The organism is Streptomyces sp. NPDC091271, assembly GCF_044757505.1.
Lineage (GTDB): Bacteria > Actinomycetota > Actinomycetes > Streptomycetales > Streptomycetaceae > Streptomyces.
The window spans coordinates 476394-498238 of sequence record NZ_JBIVVD010000002.1; the positions used below are offsets into that span (position 1 = coordinate 476394).

Consider the following 21845-nt stretch of genomic DNA (forward strand, 5'->3'; position numbering starts at 1 on the left):
CTTACTCTCCTTGGAGTGTGGGGACGACCATCGGTGTGCCGGTCACGGGGTCGGGGACGATGACACTCGGCAGGTCGAACACGTCCTTCATGAGGGCGGCGTCCACGATGTCTCCGGGGACGCCCTCGGCGACCACCCTGCCGTCCCTCATGGCGACCAGGTGGTCGGCGAAGCGGCACGCCTGGTTGATGTCGTGCAGGACGGCGATGACTGTGCGGCCCTCGTCGCGCAGCCGGGCCAGCAGGCCGAGCAACTGGTACTGGTGGGTGATGTCCAGGAACGACGTCGGTTCGTCGAGCAGCAGGTAGGGGGTCCGCTGGGCCAGCACCATGGCGATCCACACCCGCTGTCGCTGCCCGCCGGACAGTTCCTGCACCGGCCGGTCGGCGAGGTCCTCGACACCGGCGGCGGCCATCGCCTCGGTGACGGCCTCCTCGTCGTCCGGCGACCACAGGGCCAGCAGCGACTGGTGCGGGAACCGTCCCCGGCTCACGAGCTGCCGGACCTTGATGTCGTCGGGGGCGAGCGGGTCCTGCGGCAGGAAGCCGAGTTGCTTGGCCAGCGCCTTGGGCGCGTACCCGCCGACCTCACGGCCGTCGAGTTCCACGTGGCCGGCCTCCGGGCGCAGCAGCCGCACCAGGGCGCGCAACAGGGTCGATTTGCCACAGGCGTTGGGGCCCACGACGGCGGTGAACGCGCCGTCTGGGACGTCGAGGCTCAGCCGTGTGGACACGACCCGGTCTCCGTAGCGCAGGGTGATCTCCCGCGCGGTCAGGCGTGCGGTCACGCGCGCCTCACCTCCTTGGTCAGCAGCCAGATCAGATAGCAACCGCCGATCGCGGTGCTCACCACTCCCACGGGCAGCGCGACGGGCGCCAGCAGCATCTGGGCGAGCAGATCGGCGCCTTGGAGCAGAACCGCCCCGGTCAGCGCGGCCGGGAGCAGTGGCACACCGGCCGCGCCGGCGAGCCTGCGGCCGATCTGCGGGGCGGCCAGGGCGATGAACGCGATCGGTCCGGCCACCGCGGTCACCGTGGCCGTGCAGCCGACGCCGACCAGCACCATCAGCAGCCGCAGCCGGTTGAGTCCGACCCCGGTGGTCGCCGCGACCGCGTCGCCGAGCAATGCCTGGTGCATGGCGTGCGCCCGCGTGGTCATCAGGATGAGCAGTACGGCGATCACCGCGAACGGGATCTGCACGTCGCCCCACCCGACGCCGTTGAGTGAACCCGCGCTCCAGCCGACGGCGGCTATCGCCACCTCCAGCTCGGCGCGCAGCACGATCCACGAGTTGATCGCCGTCACCATCGCGTTGACCGCGATGCCGATCACCACCAACCGCAGGCCGGAGAAGCCCCGTTGGTAGGCCAGCAGATAGATCGCCGCGGCGACGAGCAGTCCGCCGAGCACGGAGCCGGCGGCCAGCTGCACGGACGTGCCCGAGAGCACGGTGATGGCGACGAGGGCACCGGTGTAGGCGCCGGCGTCGAGGCCGATCACGTCCGGGCTGCCCATCGGGTTGCGGGTGAGGTTCTGGAAGATCGCCCCCGCCACACCGAGTGCGGCACCGAAGACGAGTCCGGCCAGCACGCGCGGGAGCCGCCAGTCCGAGATCACCACGGAGCGTTCCGCCCCGGTCAGCACCGCGAACACCTTGCCCGGGGACGCCCAGGAGGCGCCGTAGCAGAGCCCGAGCAGTCCGAGGCCCAGCATCAGGGCGGCCATGACCGAAACAAGTACGGCCGTACGGCGTTCGATTCTCAGTCCGAGTGTGTTCACAGTGAACCCGCCCCGTAGCGCCGGACGGCCCAGATCAGCATGGGGCCGCCGAGGAACGCGGTCACGATGCCCACCGGCACCTCGCCGGTCGGCAGCAACAGCCGGGAGCCGATGTCGGCGACCAGCAGCAGGACGGGGCCCAGCACCATCGAGTAGAGGATCAGCCAGGGCACCGAGCCCGCCGCCGGCTTGCGTACCAGGTGCGGCACGATCAGTCCGACGAACAGGATCGGCCCGGCCACCGCCGTCGCCGCCGCGCAGAGCACGGTGATCAGCACGAGCGCGGCCGCCCGCAACCGGCCCACTCCCGCGCCCAGGGTGTGCGCCACGCTCTCGCCGAGCGCCAGGGCGTTGAGCGCCCTGCTCAGGAGCAGCGCACCGCAGAGACAGGCCATGATCGCTGCCAACGGCAGTGCGAGCGGCGCCTGTTCGCGGGCCGCCAGCGATCCGACCGACCAGAACCGGTACATGTCGAAGACGTCCGGGAGCATCAGCCGCAGGCCGAGCGCGACACCGCTCAGCACCGCCGTCAGGGCGACTCCGGTGAGGACGAGACGGAGCGGCGAGCGGCGCCCCACGGCGGCCACCAGCAGTGCCGCGAGCACGGATCCGATGACGGCGAAGCCGAGCTGGCCCGCCTGCCCGGCGGCCAGTCCGAGCGCCGAGCCGACGGTGATGGTGAATCCGGCACCCGCGGTGACCCCGAGGATGCCGGGCTCGGCCAGCGGGTTGCGGGCCAGCGTCTGGATCAGCGCGCCCGACACCGCGAGGGCGGCGCCCACCGCGATGGCGAGCAGCGAGCGGGGCCCCCGGACGTCACGCACGATCACGTGGTCGTCGGTGCCCTGGTAGTCCAGCAACGCGCGGACGACCTCGGCCGGCGGGACCGGGCGGGCGCCGATGCCCATGCTGAGCACGGCGACCACCGCCAGCAGCACCAGTCCCCCGGCCAGCAGGCCGATCTGCGGTACGGCGGCCCGCTTCCTCACCGCCGGTCCCGACGCGCGACCCGCGACGGTCACGACTTCAGCAGCGGAGCGAACGACGTGTCGATCGCGTCCAGGGTGTTCATGGCCGACCCGTAGGTCGCGGCCTCGGTGTAGCGGAGGGGGAAGGTCTTGCCGGCCTTGACCGCGGGCAGGTTCTTCCACAGCTTGGAGTCGAGGACGTACTGGACCGCTTCGGAGACGGAGCCGTCGGCGTTGACGGAGTACGTGATGGCGTCGGCCTCGGCGAGCGATGCCGGGAGCTCCTCGAGGGAGGGGTACTCGCTGACCGCGCTCGATCCCTTGCCGGGCTTCTTGACCTTGCCGTAGTACTTCGCGCCGATGTCCTGGGCGATGTTGGTTCCCCACGAGCCGTCGAACTCACGGTGGAAGTTGCCCTTGGCCACCTCGCCGTACGCTCCGACGTGGCCCAGCTTGAGCTGCGGCAGCACGTCCTTGTACTTCGTCGCCAGCTCGGCGGCCTTGGCCTCGTACGCCTTCTGACCGGCGTCGAACTTCTCGAGGGCGCCGGCGGCGTCGGCCTGCTTGCGGGAGAGGTCACGCCAGGCGGAGGGCAGGGTCGGGCCGATGGCCACGACGGGGGCGATGGTCTCCAGCCGCTTGACGTCGATGTCGCCCAGCACGGGGGCGGGCACACCGATGACGATCAGGTCGGGCTCGGCCTCGGCGATGGCCTCGTAGTTGGTCTCGGCCGCCTGCTCACCCGCCACCTTGGTGAGCTTCTTGTACTCGGCGAGGTCCTCCTTGCTCATCATCGGCTCGCCGCGCTTCCACGACGAGATCCCGACGAGCGGTGCGTCGGCCTCGATCAGGGCGGGCACGGCATAGCCGGTGGCCACCACACGCTTAGGGTCCGCCGGAATGGTGATCTTCCCGTTGTCCGCGGCGAACACCCGGGTCTTGGCCTCCCCCGAGGCGTCCGACCCGCCCTCACCCTCCGACGAGGACCCGCATCCGGCCAGGATCAAGGCCAGCGACACGGCGCCGACGAGGCCGGAGGTTCTGCGTATGGACATGCGATGCTCCTCGAAATTTAGGTAAGGCTTACCTTAGTTCAAAAATTCTCAGCAAGACACCCAGGAGCGGGATCAAGTCCGCTTCCCGACCTGCCCGTCGGTCAGTGGTCGTCCTCGTCGAAGTCGGCGACCCCGCGCTTCCAGTAACCGGTGATGTCATGGTCGGCCTTGTCCAGGCCCAACTCGTCGCGGACCCAGCGGCGCAGGGGCTTGATCTGCCCCGCCTCGCCCGCGACCCACACGTACACCCGCTCACCCTCGGGTACGGTCACGGAGGTCACGGCCCGCACGAACGCCTCGTCGGCCGCCGCCGACCGGTCGTCGCGGTGCAGCCAGCGCACCTCGACGCCCTCGGGTGCGGAGAGCTCGATCTGCTCCGCGACGTCGGGGACTTCGACGAACGCCCAGCCCTTCGCACTCCTGGGCAGCTCCTCCAGCCGGCGCGCGATCGCGGGCAGGGCCGTGATGTCGCCCGCGAGCAGGTACCGGTCGTAGGAGTGCGGGACGATCAGCCCGCCGGGCGGACCCGCGAGATGCATCACGGCGCCGGGCCGGGCCTCGCGCGCCCAGTCGGAGGCGAGGCCGCCGTCGTGGAGGGCGATGTCGATATCGATCTCACCGGAGACCGGGTCGTAACGCCGCACCGTGTACTGACGTGAGCGGAGCACCGATCCCGCCCAGCGCAGCATCGTCCCGTTCGGCTCCGGCAGTCGCAGGGTGCCGTCCGAGTCCGGGAAGAGCAGTTTCACGTGTTCGTCCGGCGCATGGGCCTCGAACCCCTCGGTGCCCTTCCCGCCGAGGGTCACCCGCAGCAGACCGGCCCCGACCATGGCGGTCCGTACGACCTCGGTCTCCCGGACGCCGATCGGGTAGCCCACCTTCTCGGCATGGAGGCCCGCACGGACTTCTGCGATCCGGTCCAGGTGACGGGCCCGGTGGTCGGCCAGACTCATGCGGCGCCACCCGTCAGGAGCTCCGTCCAGTGCCCCAGTTCGGGCTGCTCGGCCAGGTCGGGGTACTCCAGCGTGTCCGCTCCCGCTCCGCGCCAGCGCTCGATCAGGACCATCGTCCGCACCGAGTCGAGCCCCAGGTCGTTCAGGTTGTCGTCGAGCTCGATCTCGGCGGGGTCGCAGCCGATCAGTTCCGCGACGTCGGCGCGGACGCGCTCGGGCGTCAAGGTCTGCTGGTTCATGGGATGACTCCTGAGGGGATGGACACCGGCTGCGGGGTCGGCGCCGGCGAGGGTGGTCACGACGCCCCGTCGCGGGGGCGACGTACGCGCACGCCCGGCCGGGACACGCGCCCCGCCCGAACCTAGGCGAGGCTAACCTAACTTCACGCTTCGTGGGGCAGAATACACAGTGCGGATGAGTGTGATGCGGCCCTCCCACCACGTGACTCCGTCCGGCGTGACCTGTCATCAGAGCCTCACGCCCTCACACCCATTGATCTTGGGCGACCGCCGTCCCCGCGGCGACAGCCGGACGTCGGCGTCGCCGCTGAATCGGCGTGCGCGGAAGTCGTGGAGGCAGTCGGCCTGGCACGCGCCCAGGTCGCAGCCCTCCGGTCCGGCCGGTCCCTCACCGGAGCCGCACTTCCCCGAAAACGTCCTGTCGATCATGGTTGGTAGCCTCGAGGGATGACTGCGATTTTCGACGAAGCCGTCCGTGCCCGGCTGCAGGCTCCCCACATCTGGTACGTCGGCACCGTGTCCGCCGACGGTGCGCCACAGGTCAGCCCGATGTGGGTGGACCTGGAGGGTGAGGGCGAGCTGACGTTCAACACCTCGGTGGGCCGGGTGAAGGAGGAGAACCTGCGCCGCGACCCGCGCGTCTACCTCTCCCACGCGGACGCCGCCGATCCCTTCGACCGCGTACAGATCAGCGGTGAGGTGGCCCGCTTCATCGAGGGCGAGGAGGCGCACACGCGGATGGACCGGCTGGCACAGAAGTACCTGGGCAGCGAGCGGTTCGAGTGGCTCATGCCGAAGGAGCAGCGGGTCGCCGTGGTCGTGCGCCCGCTCAAGGTGCGGCACATCGTCGGGGTCGAGCGGTTCCGGCCCGGCGGCCCGGTCCCTGAACAGCCCCTGGAGGGATCCCCGTACGCCTGACACAGGGACAAGCCGTACGGCCGAGGCCGTGACCCGATCGGGTCACGGCCTCGGCCGTACAGCCACGGCATACCGGGGCGCCCGCGCGTGGGGCGGTCGGCGGACAGGAGCAATGGCCGGGGCGCCCGTGCGCCTTCCAGCGCACGAGTGGTACCCGTTCGATGCCATGCGTGCCCACCGCAACGGGAGGAGGGGCGCCCGGGGTTGCAGCCTTACGGCTGCGTCGGCAACGTGAGGACCTCGGCTCCGTCCTCGGTGATGGCGATCGTGTGCTCGCTGTGTGCCGTCCGGCAGCCCGTCGCGCTTCGGAGCGTCCACCCGTCGGCGTCGGTGACGAGCTTCGCGGTGTCCGCCATGACCCACGGCTCCAGCGCCAGCAGCAGCCCGGGGCGCAGTTTGTATCCACGGCCGGGCCGTCCCGTGTTCGCGACGTGCGGGTCCTGGTGCATCGTCGACCCGATGCCATGCCCTCCGAATTCGGTGTTGATGTCGTATCCGGCCTGGCCCAGGACCGTGCCGATGGCGTGGGAGATGTCGCCGATACGAGCTCCCGGTCCGGCGGCGGCGATGCCCGCAGCCAGCGCGCGTTCGGTTGCCGTGATCATCGCGACACTCTCCGAGGGCTGCGCATTGCCCACGACGAAGCTGATGGCGGCGTCCGCGGCGATTCCGCGCAGGGAGACGGCGAGGTCGAGCGTGAGCAGATCGCCGTCGGCGAGCGTGTAGTCGTGGGGGCGACCGTGGAGCACGGCATCGTTGACGGCCGTGCAGATGTAGTGGCCGAACGGGCCCCGCCCGAAGGACGGCGCGTAGTCGACGTAGCAGGATTGCGCTCCCGCCTCGGTGATCATGGCCTTCGCCCACCGGTCGATGTCCAGGAGATTCGTGCCGACGGTGCTCCGGCCCTTCAGCGCCTGCAGAATCTCTGCGACCAGGGCGCCCGTGTCTTTCGCCCGGGACAGCAGGGCGGGGTTCAGGATCTCGATCATGTGCCACTTTCCTCACGGAACCAACAACTATACCGGTCAAACTATACCGGTATTAGAATCGTGGTCGTGGTCGGACGGCCGCTCGGCCCCGCAGAGGTCTTACGGACCGGAACCTCGGCCTCACCACGCGACGGCGTCAGCGGGGAAGCACCCAGCCCGGCACCCAGGTACCGGCGGCGCCGTGCCCGGTCGCGGTGGCGGCGAGGTGGGCGCGGAGGGAGCCCAGCGCCGGATGGGGATTGTCGCGGTGCCAGAGAAGTGAGTGCGGGTAGACGGGTGTCGGGCCGGTCACCGGGATGCGGCGCAGGCCGTGGCCGGCGGGCCAGACGAGGCGCGTCCGCCCTCCCATGAAGGTGGCCAGGGCCGGTGTGTCGGCGACGGTGTCCAGAAGGGCGTCCGAGCCGAAGTTGGGGCCGGTCGCCTCGATGGTGAGACCGAACTCGGCGACGAGGTCGTCGTAGTACGCGGCCCACTCCGTACCGGGCACGATGCCGGGCATCCAGATACGGTGCCCGGCGAGCTGGGCGACGGTCACCGACCGGGCGTCCGCCAGCGCGTGGGCGGGGCCCGTGAGGAGCTCGAGCGGCTCGTCGAGCACCCGGACCGACTCGATGTCCTCCGGGAGAGGCCGGCCGGGCACGGCGACGGCGCGGAAGGACGCGTCGATCGCGCCGGACCGGATGGCGGCTACGGCCGTCTCGATCTCGAACAGCATCACCACGTCGAGGTCGATCTCGGGGTGCGCCCGGTGGAAGCCGCGCATCAGGCCCGATACCGCACCGCGCGAGTTGATCACGTCGACGCGCAGCGGACGGCTGCCGAGGTGCACGGACGCGACCGCGCGCTCGGCGACGCGCAGCAGTTCGCGGGCATGGGGCAGGAACGCCTGCCCGTCGATGGTGAGCGCGGCGCCGCGCGCGGTGCGGGTGAACAGCCGTACGCCGAGGGTTCGCTCCAGCGCGGCGATGCGCTTGGAGACGGCCTGCTGGGTGACCGCCAGCTCGGTGGCGGCCTCCTGGAACTGCCCCGCGTCGGCGGCGGCGACGAAGGTCCGGACGGCGTCGAGATCCATGCTCGACACCCTACGGCCACAACTGTTGGTTGTGTCTTTCCGGCCTGCGGTTGTTTGACCCCCGGTCACAGGGCTCGCTTTGATGACACGGATCGCGGAACGGTTGTACGGGTGAATGGCGAGGAGCCGGGCATGAAGAGTGGGCACCGGCTGGGCAGGCGGTTCGGATGGCTCTGGGGAGCGTACGGAACCAGTGCGCTCGGCACGTGGCTCGCCTTCGGCGCGTTCCCGCTGATCGCCGTCCAGGTGCTGCACTCCGGACCGGCCGAGGTCGCGGCGCTGTCCTCCGCGGGGGCCGCGGTGGGAGCGGCCGTCGCGGTGCCGCTCGGCCCGTGGGTGGAGTTCCGCCGCAAGCGGCCGGTGCTGATCACGACGGACCTGGTGCGGTTCGCGGCGCTGGTGACCGTCCCCGCCGCGTTCGCGCTCGGCGCGCTCACCTTCGTTCAGCTCCTGCTGGTCACGGTGGTCGTCTCGGCAGCGGACATCACCTTCCGCGCCGCCTCGGGCGCGTACCTGAAGACGCTGCTGCCGCCCGAGGGCCTTCTCGTCGCCAACGCCCGGTTCGAGTCCACGAACTGGACGACCACGATCATCGGACCGCCGATGGGGGGCGCGGTGATCGGGCTCCTCGGTCCCGTGGCCACGCTGGTGGCCGACGCGGTCAGCTATCTGCTCTCGGCCCTGGGCATCCGCGCGATGGGCGGGCACGAGCCGCTGCCCGAACGACGGGAGGCCGCCCGTATGCGGGCCGGTGACCTGCTCGACGGCTGGCGGTACATCCTCGCGGACGCGACGCTGCGTGCCCTGTTCTTCAACACCGCCTTGTTCAACGGCCTGGTGATGGCCACCCAGCCCCTGCTCGCCGTTCTCATGCTCGGCCGGCTCGGGTTCGCACCGTGGCAGTACGGCCTCGCCTTCGCGGCTCCCGCGGTCGGCGGGCTGCTCGGTTCACGGCTGGCCCGGCCGCTGGCCACCCGGTTCGGGCAGCGTCAGGTCCTGGTCGTAGCCGGGACGCTGCGCGCGGTCTGGCCCGTCGGCCTGGCCTTCGTGGGGCCGGGCACCGGCGGGCTGGTGCTGGTGATGGGGGTCGAGCTCGGGCTCATCTTCTGCTGTGCCGTCTTCAACCCCCTCCACTCCACCTGCCGCCTGGAGCGCACCGCCACCGACCGGGTGACCCGCACGCTGTCCGCCTGGGCGGTGACGACCAAGGCTTCGGCCGCGCTCCTGACGGCCCTCTGGGGTGTACTGGGCAGCCTGCTCGGCCCTCGTACGGCCATCGGCCTGGCCGGCGTGCTCGTGCTGGCGACCCCGTTGCTGCTCACCCGCCAGGGATCCGGACCCAGAACCTCGAAGTCCACATCAGAAGACTCGATAATTCCGCGCTGACACCTCAAGAACTCGGCATCCCCCGGCACAGGCGGCCCCCAGGATGTCTACCAAGCTCTAATTCCGCCGGCAGGTGAGCTCTGAGGGCTGCGACCGCAGGGACGCGCCGGGTTGCGTCGAGGCCTCCTGCGACTCGCAACCGTGGATGGCCACTCCCGAGGCGGCGACGAGCGAAACGGCCGACACTCCTGAGCGCAGGCTGGTCACCAGCGGTGGCCCGCACGGTTCAGCCCCGTAGCGTCCGCCCGCACACCGTTCACCCGAACTATGGTGTCCCGCCACATACGCCCCTGACCTGCCCCTTCCTACGGTATGGCGACACGGAAACGTCCCCGCCAACTGTCCGGAAGTGGTATCCATGGCCGCCCCAGCAACCGCTCCCCCGCCGCCGTCCAACCTCCGCCGCATCGTCGCCGCGAGCCTCGTCGGGACCACGGTGGAGTGGTACGACTTCTTCCTCTACGGCTCCGCCGCCGCGCTGGTCTTCAACAAGCTGTTCTTCCCCGATTCCGACCCGCTCGTCGGTACTCTCCTGTCCTTCCTCACCTACGCCGTGGGCTTCGCCGCCCGCCCGATCGGGGCCCTGGTGTTCGGGCACTACGGCGACCGGCTCGGGCGCAAGAAACTGCTGGTGCTGAGCCTGCTGATGATGGGCGGCGCGACCTTCGCGATAGGGCTCCTGCCGACGCACGCCACCATCGGTTCCGCCGCACCCGTCCTGCTCACCGTCCTGCGGCTGGTGCAGGGGTTCGCCCTCGGCGGCGAGTGGGGCGGTGCCGTGCTGCTCGTGTCGGAGCACGGCGACGCGAAACGGCGGGGGTTCTGGGCGTCGTGGCCTCAGACGGGGGCGCCCGCAGGCCAGTTGCTCGCGACCGCGGTGCTCTCCGCCCTCACGGCGCTCATGTCCGAGTCCGCCTTCGAGGCGTGGGGCTGGCGGATACCCTTCCTCCTCTCCGGGGTGCTCGTGATCCTGGGTCTGTGGATTCGTCTCTCTGTCGATGAATCGCCTGTCTTCAAGGCGGCCCTGGCCCAGGCCGAGCAGCGGAAGGCGGCGTCCGCCCCCGCGGAGAAGATGCCTCTGGTCGCGGTTCTGCGGCATCACTGGCGCGATGTGCTGATCGCCATGGGCGCCCGGATGGCGGAGAACATCAGCTACTACGTGATCACCGCGTTCATCCTCGTGTACGCGACGACATCCGCGGACCTGAGCAAGCAGACGGCGCTCAACGCCGTACTCGTCGCGTCCGCCGTGCACTTCGCAGTGATCCCGCTGTGGGGGGCGCTGTCCGACCGGGTGGGGCGCAGGCCTGTCTATCTGGTCGGCGCCATCGGTGTGGCGCTGTGGATGTTCCCGTTCTTCGCACTGATCGACAGCCGGAGCTTCGGGAGTCTGCTGCTGGCGGTCACCGTCGGACTGATCTTCCACGGCGCCATGTACGCGCCGCAGGCGGCCTTCTTCGCGGAGATGTTCGCGACGCGGATGCGTTACTCGGGCGCGTCGATCGGCGCCCAGTTCTCGTCGGTCGCCGCGGGCGCCCCGGCGCCCCTCATCGCCACGGCGCTGCTCGCCGACTTCGGCAGCTCGACGCCGATCTCGTTGTACGTCATCGCCGCCTCGCTCCTCACCGTGCTGGCGATCGTCTGCGCGAAGGAGACCAGGAACCGGGACCTCGCCGACATCGAGCCGGACGCCGGCCGGCAGGCCGCGGACACCGCGACGCTGCCCGCCGACGCCAGTAGCGTCTGAACCGGCCGTACCGAAGGGCCCGTCTCCGCCGGGGAGCCGGGCCCGTCAGGCCTCGGGAGTCCGCTCGAACCAGGTGGGGCCGTCCGTGAGGGACTGCTTGATCCGGAGGACCGAGAATTCGCTCAGCGGCGGCAGCGCGTCGACGTCGAACCACGCGACTTCCAGCGACTCGTCGTCGTTCACCCGCGCCTCGCCGCCGGTGGCCCGGCACCGGAAGGTGATGTCGACATACTGGCAGCGGTCTCCGTTGGCGTACTGCACCGGCTTCAGTGCCTGGGTGAGCACCACCCGCTCCGCGACGCAGTGCACCGCGGTCTCCTCGTACACCTCGCGCTCCGCTGTCGCCGCGGGCTCCTCGCCCGGCTCGCCGATCCCGCCGATGACCGACCACTTGCCGGTGTCCGACCGCCGGCCGAGCAGCACCCTGCCCTGGTCGTCGAAGACGACGGCGGTGACTCCCGGCAGCAGGAGCAGCTGGTGGCCGGCGGTGGCACGGATGTCGCGGATGAAGTCTGGAGTAGCCATGCGGCCGAGCCTACGTGGCGGCCGGAACGTCCTCCGGACCGGCCGGGCCGTCCTGCCGGACCGTCCTCGCGCGCACCGAACGGGCTGTCGCCCAGCCGAGGCCGGCGACGGCGAGCAACGCCAGGATGGCCTCGGGCAGGGTGCCCAGACGAGTGGCGGGGGTGAGTGAGGACCGCAGCGGCACCTCGTCGACCAGGGCGTCCGGGGTGAACATCTTCGTCTTCTCCACGATCGTCCCGTCCGGCCGGATCACCGCGCTGACGCCGCTGGTGACGGGCACGACGACGGACCGCCCGTGCTCGACCGCCCGCACCTGGCTCATCGCCAGCTGCTGGTAGGTCATCTCGCTCCGCCCGAAGGTCGCGTTGTTGCTCGGTACGGCGATCAGCTGTCCGCCGTCCTTGACGGTGTCGCGTACGGCGTCGTCGAACGCGGCCTCGTAGCAGGTCACGAGCCCGACCTTCGTGCCCGCCAGGTCGAACACGCCGACCTTGCTGCCGGGGCCGAAGTCCCGCTGCACCCGGTCGACGTCCTTGCTGAAGATCCGTGCCACCGACCTCATCGGCATGTACTCGCCGAACGGCTGGATGTGCCGCTTGTCGTAGGTGTCCACGGGTCCGCTCTCCGGGTCCCACTCGATCAGGGTGTTGCGGAGCGGTCCGGTGTCGGGGGTGAGGACGGCGCCGATGACGGTGGGGGCGCCGATGGCCCGCACGGCCCGGTCGATGGCCTCGCGGGCGTCGGCGTTGCGGTAGGGGTCGAGGTCGGACGAGTTCTCCGGCCACAGCACGAAGTCGGGCTGGGGTACCTTCCCGGCCTTCACGTCCCGCGCGAGCTGTTCCGTGCGCTCCGCGTGGTTGTCCAGGACGGCCCGGCGCTGGGAGTTGAAGTCGAGCCCGAGGCGCGGCACGTTGCCCTGGACCGCCGCGACCGTGGCGGTGCCGTCCTCGGGCGAGTCGTCCACGAGCGGGAGGGCTGCCAGGGCGGCGGCGACCGGGGCGGCCACGGTGACGGCCGCGGCGACGACGGCGGAGCGGGGCACGGTGCCGTCGGCCCGATAGCGGCGGAACTGCCGGGCGGCCTCCAGGAGCCCGAAGCCGCACAGCACGACGGCGAACGTGAGCAGGGGGGTCCCGCCCACCGCGGCGAGCGGCAGGAACGCGCTGTCGGCCTGGCCGAAGGCGATCTTGCCCCAGGGGAAGCCGCCGAACGGGACACGGGCGCGGAGCGCCTCGTCCAGGGTCCAGACGCCCGCTGCCCAGACGGGCCAGTACGGGAGCCGGGAGACCGCGGCGATCCCGACGCAGGCGACGGCGATGAACAGGGCCTCCGCCAGCGCGAGCGCGAGCCAGGGTACGGGGCCGACCTCCTCCCCCGTCCAGTGCAGCAGGGGCAGCATGAAGCCGAGGCCCGCGAGGAGGCCGAGGCCCAGTGCCGCGCGCAGCCGCCGTGCGGTCAGCACCCACCCCAGCAGGGCGAAGCCGGGCAGCACCAGCCACCAGAGCGGCCGGGGCGGGAAGCTGGCGTAGAGCAGCACACCGGACAGCACGGCGGCGGCGGGCCGGACGAGCCGCGGCCACAGCTTCCTGCTGCGGGACACGGGGGCGGGCGGCGGTTCGGCGGTGGTGATGGTGGCGCTCACCTGCCGGAGTCTACGGTGGACGGCTGTGAGGGCGGCAGCCGCTCCTGCCGTCCCGGACCCCGGCCCGGCTCAGCTCCCCGGGGTCTTCCCGGGGGCGGTGAGGTGCAGGCGGTCCCGGATGAAACGTACGGCGGCCTCCGCGTCGTCCACCGTGACGGTGAAGGTCATGCCGTCCCCCAGCCGGAGCACCAGCGCCTCCCCCCGGCGCACGACGACAGCCGTGCCCTGCTCGGGGCGCCAGCGGTAGCCCCAGCCGCCCCACTGGCGCGGAGTGACCTTGGGGGCGAAGTCCGCGCCCACCACATGCGTGAGGAGGATCCGGCGCCTGGGCAGCCCGGCGTGGCCGCAGCGCACCTCGAGGGCGTCGCCGTCGACCTTCACGGCCACGTGGACGAAGGCGAGGGTTCCGAAGAGGATCAGGAGCCCGGCGGCGACACAGCCGATGACGGACATGAGCAGCGGGGCGAACCCGCCGCCCCAGGCCGAGTCGACCGCGAGTTCGATGCCGAGCGCGAGACATGCGGCGCCGATGGCCGCGAGCAGCCACTGGAAGCGATTGGTGGCCCGTCCCGTCCAGACCGTGCTCGGGGCCTGGCTCGAACCGTGCCACGTGTTACCGGGGTGGTCCGTCATGCCAAGCAGCGTACCCACGTTCCCCGCCGCGGGGAGGGGGCGTGCGACCCGGCGGGGCGCCGGATGCGCTCAGAGCGCGGGGGTCGCGGCCGTGAGCAGCAGGCCCTCGGCGTATGCCAGAGCGGGTTCGGGCAGGTCGGCGGCGTGTCCGGCGAGGAGGACGGCGAGAGTGCCGACCGGTTCGGCCGACGGAGCGGGCACCGCCCCGACACGGCGCAGCGCCTGGGCGGCCACCGCGTCGGCGGAGCCGTGGAGCACGAGGGGCGGAAGGCCGGGCCGGTTGCTGTCGACAGCGGCGCGGATGCGTTCGGCCACCAGTTCGTAATGGGTGCAGCCCAGCACGACATCCGTCACCCCGGGGGGAGTGAGGGCGGCCGCAGCGGCCACCGCGCGGTCGATCGCCTCATCGTCGGCGTGCTCCACCGCGTCGGCGAGACCCGGGCAGGGCACCTCGGTCACGTCCACCGAGCGGGCGAATTCATTGATCAGCCCACGCTGGTAGGGGCTCCCGGTGGTCGCCGGCGTGGCCCAGATCGCGAAGGGGCCGCCGCCCGCGGCGGCCGGCTTGATCGCGGGCACCGTGCCGATGACCGGCAGTCCGGGCTCCAGTTCGGCCCGCAGGGCGGGCAGGGCGTGGACGGAGGCGGTGTTGCACGCGACGATCAGGGCGTCCGGCCGGTGGGCCGCCGCCGCGCGGGCCACGGCGAGCGCGCGCTGGGTCACGTCCTCGGGCGTACGGGGCCCCCAGGGCATCGATCCGGGATCCGAGGACACCACCAGATCGGCGTCGGGCCGCAGCCGGCGTACCGCGGCCGCTGCCGCGAGCAGGCCGATTCCCGAGTCCATGAGTGCGATCTTCACCCGGTCACCATAGTCGACAGCCCTTGCGGCACCGCCGGAGTGGGGCACACTTCGACGGATGAGCGCCGTTGCCTGGATCGCCGTGGGTTCGCTGATCGTGTGGATGTGGCTGTTGCTCGGCCAGGGCTTCTTCTGGCGGACCGACCAGCGGCTGCCCCTGCGCGGGGATCCGACGCGCTGGCCCTCGGTGGCCGTGGTCGTACCCGCGAGGGACGAGGCCGAGGTCCTGCCTATGAGTCTGCCGTCCCTGCTCGCCCAGGACTATCCGGGTGACGCGGAGGTCTTCCTGGTCGACGACTGCAGCGGCGACGGCACGGGCGGGCTCGCCCGGGCGCTGTCCGAGCGGTACGGCGGGCTGCCGCTGACCGTGGTGACGCCCGGTGAGCCGGAGCCGGGATGGACGGGCAAGCTCTGGGCCCTGCGGCACGGGATGGAGCTGGCCCGGCAGCGGAAGCCCGAGTTCCTGCTCCTGACGGACGCCGACATCGCTCATGAGCCGGACAGTCTGCGCGAACTCGTCGCCGCGGCCGGGAGCGAGGGCGCGGGCGGTTTCGACCTGGTCTCGCAGATGGCCAGGCTGCGGGTGACGAGCACCTGGGAGCGGCTCGTCGTGCCGGCCTTCGTCTACTTCTTCGGGCAGCTCTACCCGTTCCGCCGGGTGAACGGCAAGGGGTCGCGGACGGCCGCGGCTGCGGGCGGCTGTGTACTGCTGCGGGCGGCAGCCGTGGAGCGGGCGCGGATCCCGGAGTCCATCCGCTCGGCGGTCATCGACGATGTCTCGCTGGCGCGTGCCGTGCACCGCAGCGGCGGACGCATCTGGCTGGGACTCGCCGACCGGGTGGACAGCGTGCGGCCCTACCCTCGGCTGGCGGACCTGTGGCGCATGGTCGCGCGGAGTGCGTACGCGCAGCTGCGGCACAGCCCCGCGCTGCTCGCGGGCACGGTCCTCGGCCTGGGCCTGGTCTATGTCGCGCCGCCCGTCACGCTGGTGGCGGGGTTGCTGACGGGCGATCCGGTGGCAGCGGCGGCGGGCGGGGCGGCCTGGGCGGTGATGGCGGGGACGTACATGCCCATGCTCGGGTACTACCGGCAGTCGCTGTGGCTGGCACCGCTGCTGCCCTTCACCGCGGTCCTCTATCTCCTGATGACGGTGGGCTCCGCGGTGCAGCACTACCGGGGGCTCGGTGCGGCCTGGAAGGGGCGTACGTACGCCCGTCCCGAGGCCGCACCGGAGCCCTGAGCCCGGCGGGTCACTTGCGCCCGGGGGTCCAGTTCATGCCCCACCCGTAGGCGGCGTCGATGGTCCGCTGAGGGCTTACCCCGCGCTGAGGGACGAGATAGCGGGCCTCGCGCTGCACGGTGAGGTCTCCCCCGTCGCTGGTGATCAGCGCGAGCGCGCACACCGTGGAAGGCACGGTGCATTCGTCGAGGGAGAAGTCGATCGCCGCCCCGTTCTGCGGCTGGAGCGTGACGGTGGCATGCAGGTCGGCGAAGCTCCGGGCCCCTTCGTAGATCGTGACGAAGATCAGGACACGGCGCAGCCGGTCCTTGTGGTCGAGGTTGACCGTGAGGTTCTCGCCGGACGAGACGGCGCCCGTACGGTCGTCCCCGTCGAGGTGGATGTAGGGCGGCTGCCGGAGAGAGCCGTAGGCGTTTCCCAACGCCTGCACGACTCCCTTGCTGCCGTCCGTGAGCTCGTACAGTGCGCAGAGATCGAGGTCCAGGTCCGCGTGCATGGCGACGGCCCTGCCGAGTTTCGCGCCCCAGCCCTTGAACTGCTTGCGCACCTCCCAGTTGAGATTGACGCGCAGCGCTCCGGACGTGCCGCCCTGTTTCGACAGCGACACCGTGGGGGCTTCCTTGGTCAGCGTGACCTTGGTCAGCCGCACGGCCTGCACCACGGGCGGGGCGGGGGCGGCCGCAGGTGCGGCCGGGCGCGCGGGCGGCTGGGGAGCCCCCTGCGGCTGCCGCGACGACGGTGCCTGCTGCGGTTCGTCGACGGAGATGCCGAAGTCCGTCGCGAGTCCCGCGAGTCCGGTGTCGTATCCCTGTCCTACGGCCCTGAATTTCCAGGCACACTGGCGGAGGTAGAGCTCACCGAGGATGAACGCGGTCTCGACGGTCGCGTCCGCGCTCTCGAAGCGCGCGATCTCGGATCCGTCGGCCGGGTTCACGATCCGCACGTAGAGGCCGGTCACCCGTCCGAAGGTGCCGCCGTCCGCCGATGCCGCGATCACGACACGGTCGATCGCCGGCTCCATCCGCGCGAAGTCCACGGCGAGGCTGTCCGTGACAGCGCCCCCGGACGTCCTCTTGCCTTCGTGGCGCACCGCACCGGACCCGTGCGCCGGCTGGTTGTAGAAGACGAAGTCCGCGTCGCTGCGTACCTTTCCCGACACCAGAAGGAGCGCCGAGGCATCCACGTCCGGTGTACCGGGGGATGTACGCCAGCCCAGTTCGACCCGCACGGTCTGAGCCGGCACCGCGACATTGGTTCCCTTTTGCATGGTCATGCTCGCCCCCATCACGAGTCCGGCTGCCCGGAGAGTCTCCCGACAACCTAATCCCCGGTCCTGCGGGGAACCCACACTCCCGGCGGGACAGCTGCCGGCGATCCTCCGGCTGCTGTCCCGTACGAGGTGCTCACACGTCGCGGAACAGCCCCTTCGCCGGCGTCGTCATCGTCGGGCCGAGGCCGCGAGCATCGGCAGCGAGAGCGTGTCGGCCAGGGCCTGCTGTCCGGAGATGTTCACGTGGACACCGTCGCCGGTGTCGTAGGGCGGGTTGATGGCGTTCGGCTTCAACGGGTCCTTCAGAACCTGGTCGAAGCCCATGATGCCGTCGCAGGTGCCACTGCAGTCGTTCCGGTTCAGGACGAACGAGTTGACGGTGTGGCGGACCCTGTTGTGCTCGTCGGTGTAGCCCGGGCGGGGGGTCACCGGCGTGACGTACACCTTGATGCCGGCCGCGTGCAGACGTCGGAAGGTGTCGCGATAGCTCGCCAGCACCTGCGCGGCGTCGCATCCGGCGGGCAGGTCGTTGGTGCCGTAGTAGTAGAGGACCCCGGTGACTCCGTGCAGGGCCAGGACGTCCCTCTGCAGGCGCGACCCCGCGTCCAGACCGCGCAGGGGTTCGGCGAGCTTCGGGCAGTCGGGCGCGCTGGTGGTGCCGTTGACACCGGCGTTCGCCACCGCGAGCCGGCCTGTGGGGGGCAGTTCCGTGGTGATCCGCCGTGCGAGGTCGTCGGTCCATCGGCGGTCGGCGCCGAGTTGTGTGCAGCCGGGGCCGCAGTCGGTGGATCCGACCCCGTCGACCACGGAGCTGCCGTAGGCGACGAGGCCGCCCTTCAGGCGCGGGTTGTGTACGTCCACGGCGGTGACCAGGTAGGTGGACTCGGTCGTCTCCGTGTAGGCGGCGGGACTCGTGTCGCGGGTGTGGTTCCCGGTGCCGGGTGCGGTCAGGTAGTTGGTACGGAACGCGGTCCCGTGCCGGCCCGGGACGACGGTGCCGGAGACGGAGAGGGAGACCGCGACGTCCGCCTGGGCGCGGGTCGTCAGGGCGGTGGCGTCACTCCAGAGCTCGCCGCCGGCCGGGATGACCGCCTCCGGCCGGCCGTCGAAGGTGACGGGACGGGGGCTCCCCTGTATCGCGGCGCTCCTGCCGTCAGTGAGTCCCACGGTGGCGGCGTCCACGGTGAGGGGGGTCGTGCCGAACGTGTTCTGGATCCGGATGCGGAGCGCGTCACCCCCTTGGCTGAGGTGGCTGACCATGCGGACGGTCTGGTCACGCAAGGGGGTGGGGGCGAGGTCGTGCTGTGAGTTCGCCCAGGACGTGAACCAGCCGCGCGAGCCGTTCCGTTGCCCGGACGCGGTGTCACCTGCGGCGTTGGTCGTCGGTACGGAGACGGCGAGGGCTGCCGCCAACGTGGTGGCGGCCAACGCGATCGAGGTGCGTCCGGCCTGCGGCACCCGGAGGCGGCGGGCTCCTGCGAGGAGGGAATGGATCAACGGCTTGCCTTTCCGTGGGAGAGGGGAAGGGGTTCCGTGCTGGGGTCCTCCGGCCGCGCTCCGACGGGAGGTTCAGGGCCCGTGCGCCTACCAGCGCCGGGGCCTCACGCGCGAAGAGCCCGTTTCATGATCTTGCCGAGGTCGTTACGGGGCAGCTCGGACAAATAGCGCACGGTCCGCGGACGTTTGTGCGGGGCGAGCTGAGCAGCGACGTGATCGGCCAACTCGGCTGCATTTGGGCGGTGTTGTGGGTCCTCCGGTACGATCCACGCCACGATCCGCTCGCCGAGGTCGGCGTCCGGCTCGCCCGTCACAGCCGCGTCCCTCACGCCGGGGTACTCCATCAGCGCGTTCTCGATCTCGCCCGCGCCGATCTTGTAACCGCCGCTCTTGATGAGGTCGGTGGCCTTGCGGCCGACGATGCGGACGTAGCCGTCCGGATCGAGCACCGCCATGTCTCCGGTGCGGAACCACCCGTCCGCGGTGAACGCCTCGGTGGTGGCTTCGGGCCGGTTGAGGTACTCGGTGAAGAGGTTCGGGCCCCGCACGTGGATCTCGCCCACGACGTCCGGACCCGTGCCGGCCGGTTCGCCCTCCTCGTCCACGACCCGCAACTCGACCCCGCGCAAGGGCACTCCGACGGTTCCGGCCCGAGGCTCGCCGTCCGCGCGCACGCTGGTGTTCATCAGGGTCTCCGTCATCCCGTACCGCTCGATGACGGTCCGGCCTGTCGCCTCCGCGATCCGCTCGTGGTCGCGCGCCGGAAGCGCCGCCGATCCCGACACGAGCAGGCGCGCACCGGACAGCGCTCGGGCCAGCGCGGCGTCACCCGGCTCCACGGAGAGGGCCTCGGCGATGCGGTGGTACATGGTCGGGACACCGAACAGCATCGTGGCCCCGGCGCTCAGCTCCCGTGCCACACCCTCGGTGCTGAACCGGCCGAGGTGGCGCACCGATCCCCCGCGTCGCAGAGGCCCGAGGATGCCGAGGATGAGCCCGTGCACGTGGAACAGCGGCAGCGCGTGGACCAGTACGTCGTCGGCGTCCCACTCCCAGGCGTCCCGGAGGGCGTCCAGCGTGCTGGTCAGGGCCCGCCGCGGCAGGACGGCACCCTTGGGCGGGCCGGTGGTGCCGGAGGTGTAGACGATCAGGGCGGGGTGGCCCGGGCCGGGTTCGACGGGAAGCGCGCCCGCCGGCCCCGCGTTCGCGTCGACGTTCTCGCGAGGCAGTCCGTCCAGCGCGGCGGGGAGTGCGTCGCCCGCCGCGGCCAGGACCAGCGACGGCGCGCTGTCGGCCACGATGTGCGCCAGTTCCCGCTCGCCGGTCCGTGGATTGAGCGGCACAGCGGGCACTCCGGCGAGGAGGGCCGCCACCACACCGACGGCGGTCTCCAGGGTCGGCGTCGCCCATACGGCGACCCGGCGAGCCGTACCCAGGGTCGCGGCGAGGGAGCCGGCCGACGCCGCGAGTTCCTCGTACGACAGGGTGCGTTCCCCGAACCGCAGGGCGGGCCGCGAACTGCGCTCGGCGAGCGCGGGAAAGAGTGCCGTGGGTGCATTCACGCGTCGTACTCCGATCGACGGAACGGCGGACAAGGGAGGGCCGCGGGCGGCGGTCTGCCGGGAGTCACCCGAATCCGGGCACCACCAGGACGAGCCACGCCGCGGCGGGCACCACTGCGACGACGACCCCGCCGTACACCATCAGTTGCCTGAAGAAGCGTTCCCGGTCGACGTCCGGCGCCGCGGCGAGAACGAGTGCGCCGTTGGTCGAGAAGGGACTGACGTCCACCACGGTCGCCGACACGGCCAGCGCCGCGATCATTCCGATCGCCCCGATCTCTCCCTGCGCGAGGAACGGCACGGCGAGCGGGATCAGCGCGCCCATGATGCCGACCGAGGAGGCGAACGCCGAGACGATCGCGCCGATGTAGCACAGCAGCAGCGCCGCGAGCAGTGGTACTCCGATGCCTCCGACGCCCTCCCCGGCCCACGTGATCGTGCCCATCTCCTCGAGTACGCCGACGTAGGTCAGTACGCCGCAGATGAGCAGCACGGTGGGCCAGGCGATCGCACCGACCGCCTGGCGGCTGGTGTCCGGCCACGCGGCGCTGATCAGCACGGCGAGCGTGATGGCGGTCAGGCCCGCGTCCAGGTCGAAGCCGAGTACGGCGACGACCAGGGCGACCAGTGCGAGAAGGGTGGCCGCCCGGGGCGCGTCGAGCCGGGTGGTCTCCTCGTCCGCGGGAGGCCCGGTCGGGTCGTCGCCCTCCGTGGCACGGTGCCGGGCGAGCTTCAGGCCGCCGAAGAGCACGAACACCACGCCGGCGATGACCAGGTTGGCCGCCAGCGAGGCGAGGAACAGGGCGATCTCGTTGCCCGGCAGGTTCTCGCGCTCCACGATGCCGTTCACGATCGAGCCGTAGATGCTGATCGGGGAGAAGCCGCCGCCCTGCGCCCCGTGCACCACCATCGCGCCCATGAGGAGCGGGCTGATGCCGTAACGGGCGGCGAAGCTCAGAGCGATCGGTGCGACGATCGCCACCGCGGCGGGGCTGACGGCGCCGATAGCCGTCAGCGCCCCGGTGATCACGAACATCACCCAGGGGATCAGGGCGATACGCCCGCCGACCAGGCGTATGGACGCGTGCACCAGCCAGTCCGTGGTGCCGTTGGCCCGGGCGATCGCGAACAGATAGGTGACGCCGACCAGGACGACGAACAGGTCCCCCGGAAACCCGGCGAAGATGCCGTCCGCGTCCAGGTCGGCGACGAGCTCCCCCACCACGAACGCGGCGGCGAAGGCCAGCGCGCCCATGTTGATCGAGCGGGTGGTGGCGATCACGAACACCACCACGAGTACGAGGATAGAGATGAGTTCCGCGGACATTGCGGGCTCCTGTCCTGGGCCGACCCTCATTGGTCTGGTGGATGAGCCACTTCGCCTGTTGACGGCACTCAGAGTCCGGGGAGCGGCAACAGCCGTCAAGGGGGTGCGCAGGAATTGGTTCAGCCTCCGGACCACCGGGCGCTGCTACGCTGCCGGTGCCAAGAGGGCGCGGGGGCCCTCCG

Annotated in this window: 20 protein-coding genes; 4 read left to right on the forward strand and 16 right to left on the reverse strand. The window is 71.3% G+C overall.

Translation table 11 applies throughout. The features are described from left to right. Position 1: 1 nt before the first annotated feature. The 6 genes from ACIQM3_RS09545 to ACIQM3_RS09570 form a co-directional block, all read right to left on the reverse strand. Positions 2-787, reverse strand: coding sequence for an ABC transporter ATP-binding protein (locus ACIQM3_RS09545; RefSeq protein ID WP_401621177.1), 786 nt, complete (start codon positions 785-787; stop codon positions 2-4). Then, positions 784-1725 carry a FecCD family ABC transporter permease gene (locus ACIQM3_RS09550; RefSeq protein WP_401621180.1) on the reverse strand — a complete coding sequence of 314 codons (942 nt, stop codon included), beginning with the start codon at positions 1723-1725 and terminating at the stop codon, positions 784-786. The genes ACIQM3_RS09545 and ACIQM3_RS09550 overlap by 4 nt, the downstream gene beginning before the upstream one ends. A gap of 50 nt (positions 1726-1775) precedes the next feature. Next, the gene (locus ACIQM3_RS09555) at positions 1776-2801 is read right to left on the reverse strand and encodes a FecCD family ABC transporter permease (RefSeq protein WP_401621183.1); all 1026 of its coding nucleotides are present in this window, start codon (positions 2799-2801) and stop codon (positions 1776-1778) included. Beyond that, entirely contained in the window at positions 2798-3802 is a 1005-nt protein-coding gene (locus ACIQM3_RS09560; RefSeq protein ID WP_401621186.1) for an ABC transporter substrate-binding protein, read from the reverse strand. The genes ACIQM3_RS09555 and ACIQM3_RS09560 overlap by 4 nt, the downstream gene beginning before the upstream one ends. A gap of 101 nt (positions 3803-3903) precedes the next feature. Next, complete coding sequence (locus tag ACIQM3_RS09565; protein ID WP_401621189.1) at positions 3904-4755, reverse strand: siderophore-interacting protein; 852 nt, start codon at positions 4753-4755, stop codon at positions 3904-3906. Next, positions 4752-4994 carry a phosphopantetheine-binding protein gene (locus tag ACIQM3_RS09570; protein ID WP_322986379.1) on the reverse strand — a complete coding sequence of 81 codons (243 nt, stop codon included), beginning with the start codon at positions 4992-4994 and terminating at the stop codon, positions 4752-4754. Before ACIQM3_RS09570 ends, ACIQM3_RS09565 begins: the two co-directional genes overlap by 4 nt. Before the next feature lie 447 nt (positions 4995-5441). Between ACIQM3_RS09570 and ACIQM3_RS09575 the strand changes: the two genes are divergently transcribed. Beyond that, a complete protein-coding gene (locus ACIQM3_RS09575; RefSeq protein ID WP_401621192.1) occupies positions 5442-5912 on the forward strand; it encodes a PPOX class F420-dependent oxidoreductase in 471 nt (156 codons plus the stop codon). A 212-nt stretch (positions 5913-6124) separates the two neighbouring features. Here ACIQM3_RS09575 and map read toward each other — a convergent pair whose 3' ends face one another. After that, the gene (gene map / locus ACIQM3_RS09580; RefSeq protein ID WP_401621195.1) at positions 6125-6901 is read right to left on the reverse strand and encodes a type I methionyl aminopeptidase; all 777 of its coding nucleotides are present in this window, start codon (positions 6899-6901) and stop codon (positions 6125-6127) included. A gap of 136 nt (positions 6902-7037) precedes the next feature. Further along, positions 7038-7973, reverse strand: coding sequence for a LysR family transcriptional regulator (locus ACIQM3_RS09585; RefSeq protein WP_401621198.1), 936 nt, complete (start codon positions 7971-7973; stop codon positions 7038-7040). Between the two features lie 132 nt (positions 7974-8105). On the opposite strand from ACIQM3_RS09585, the gene ACIQM3_RS09590 reads away from it, so the two are divergent. Next, positions 8106-9359 carry an MFS transporter gene (locus ACIQM3_RS09590; protein WP_401621201.1) on the forward strand — a complete coding sequence of 418 codons (1254 nt, stop codon included), beginning with the start codon at positions 8106-8108 and terminating at the stop codon, positions 9357-9359. A gap of 358 nt (positions 9360-9717) precedes the next feature. Next, positions 9718-11106, forward strand: a complete 1389-nt coding sequence (locus ACIQM3_RS09595; protein WP_401621204.1) for an MFS transporter — start codon at positions 9718-9720, stop codon at positions 11104-11106. A gap of 45 nt (positions 11107-11151) precedes the next feature. On the opposite strand, the gene ACIQM3_RS09600 is transcribed toward ACIQM3_RS09595, so the two are convergent. From ACIQM3_RS09600 to ACIQM3_RS09615, 4 genes are all read right to left on the reverse strand, one after another. After that, entirely contained in the window at positions 11152-11631 is a 480-nt protein-coding gene (locus ACIQM3_RS09600; protein ID WP_401621207.1) for an NUDIX hydrolase, read from the reverse strand. A 10-nt stretch (positions 11632-11641) separates the two neighbouring features. Continuing rightward, positions 11642-13273 carry an apolipoprotein N-acyltransferase gene (lnt, locus tag ACIQM3_RS09605; RefSeq protein ID WP_401621210.1) on the reverse strand — a complete coding sequence of 544 codons (1632 nt, stop codon included), beginning with the start codon at positions 13271-13273 and terminating at the stop codon, positions 11642-11644. Positions 13274-13342: 69 nt separating this feature from the next. Further along, positions 13343-13906, reverse strand: coding sequence for a hypothetical protein (locus ACIQM3_RS09610; RefSeq protein ID WP_401621213.1), 564 nt, complete (start codon positions 13904-13906; stop codon positions 13343-13345). A 69-nt stretch (positions 13907-13975) separates the two neighbouring features. Beyond that, positions 13976-14767, reverse strand: coding sequence for a glutamate racemase (locus ACIQM3_RS09615; RefSeq protein WP_401621216.1), 792 nt, complete (start codon positions 14765-14767; stop codon positions 13976-13978). 58 nt (positions 14768-14825) lie between these two features. On the opposite strand from ACIQM3_RS09615, the gene ACIQM3_RS09620 reads away from it, so the two are divergent. After that, on the forward strand, positions 14826-16007 hold the full coding sequence (locus ACIQM3_RS09620) for a glycosyltransferase (protein WP_401621219.1): 1182 nt from the start codon (positions 14826-14828) through the stop codon (positions 16005-16007). Positions 16008-16017: 10 nt separating this feature from the next. Here ACIQM3_RS09620 and ACIQM3_RS09625 read toward each other — a convergent pair whose 3' ends face one another. The 4 genes from ACIQM3_RS09625 to ACIQM3_RS09640 all read right to left on the reverse strand — a co-directional run bounded on the left by ACIQM3_RS09625 (position 16018) and on the right by ACIQM3_RS09640 (position 21663). Continuing rightward, positions 16018-17292 carry a TerD family protein gene (locus tag ACIQM3_RS09625; protein WP_401621222.1) on the reverse strand — a complete coding sequence of 425 codons (1275 nt, stop codon included), beginning with the start codon at positions 17290-17292 and terminating at the stop codon, positions 16018-16020. 153 nt (positions 17293-17445) lie between these two features. Further along, entirely contained in the window at positions 17446-18774 is a 1329-nt protein-coding gene (locus ACIQM3_RS09630) for a GDSL-type esterase/lipase family protein (protein ID WP_401621225.1), read from the reverse strand. A 104-nt stretch (positions 18775-18878) separates the two neighbouring features. Continuing rightward, a complete protein-coding gene (locus ACIQM3_RS09635; protein ID WP_401621228.1) occupies positions 18879-20336 on the reverse strand; it encodes an acyl-CoA synthetase in 1458 nt (485 codons plus the stop codon). A 64-nt stretch (positions 20337-20400) separates the two neighbouring features. After that, complete coding sequence (locus ACIQM3_RS09640) at positions 20401-21663, reverse strand: SLC13 family permease (RefSeq protein WP_401621231.1); 1263 nt, start codon at positions 21661-21663, stop codon at positions 20401-20403. Positions 21664-21845 lie beyond the last annotated feature (182 nt).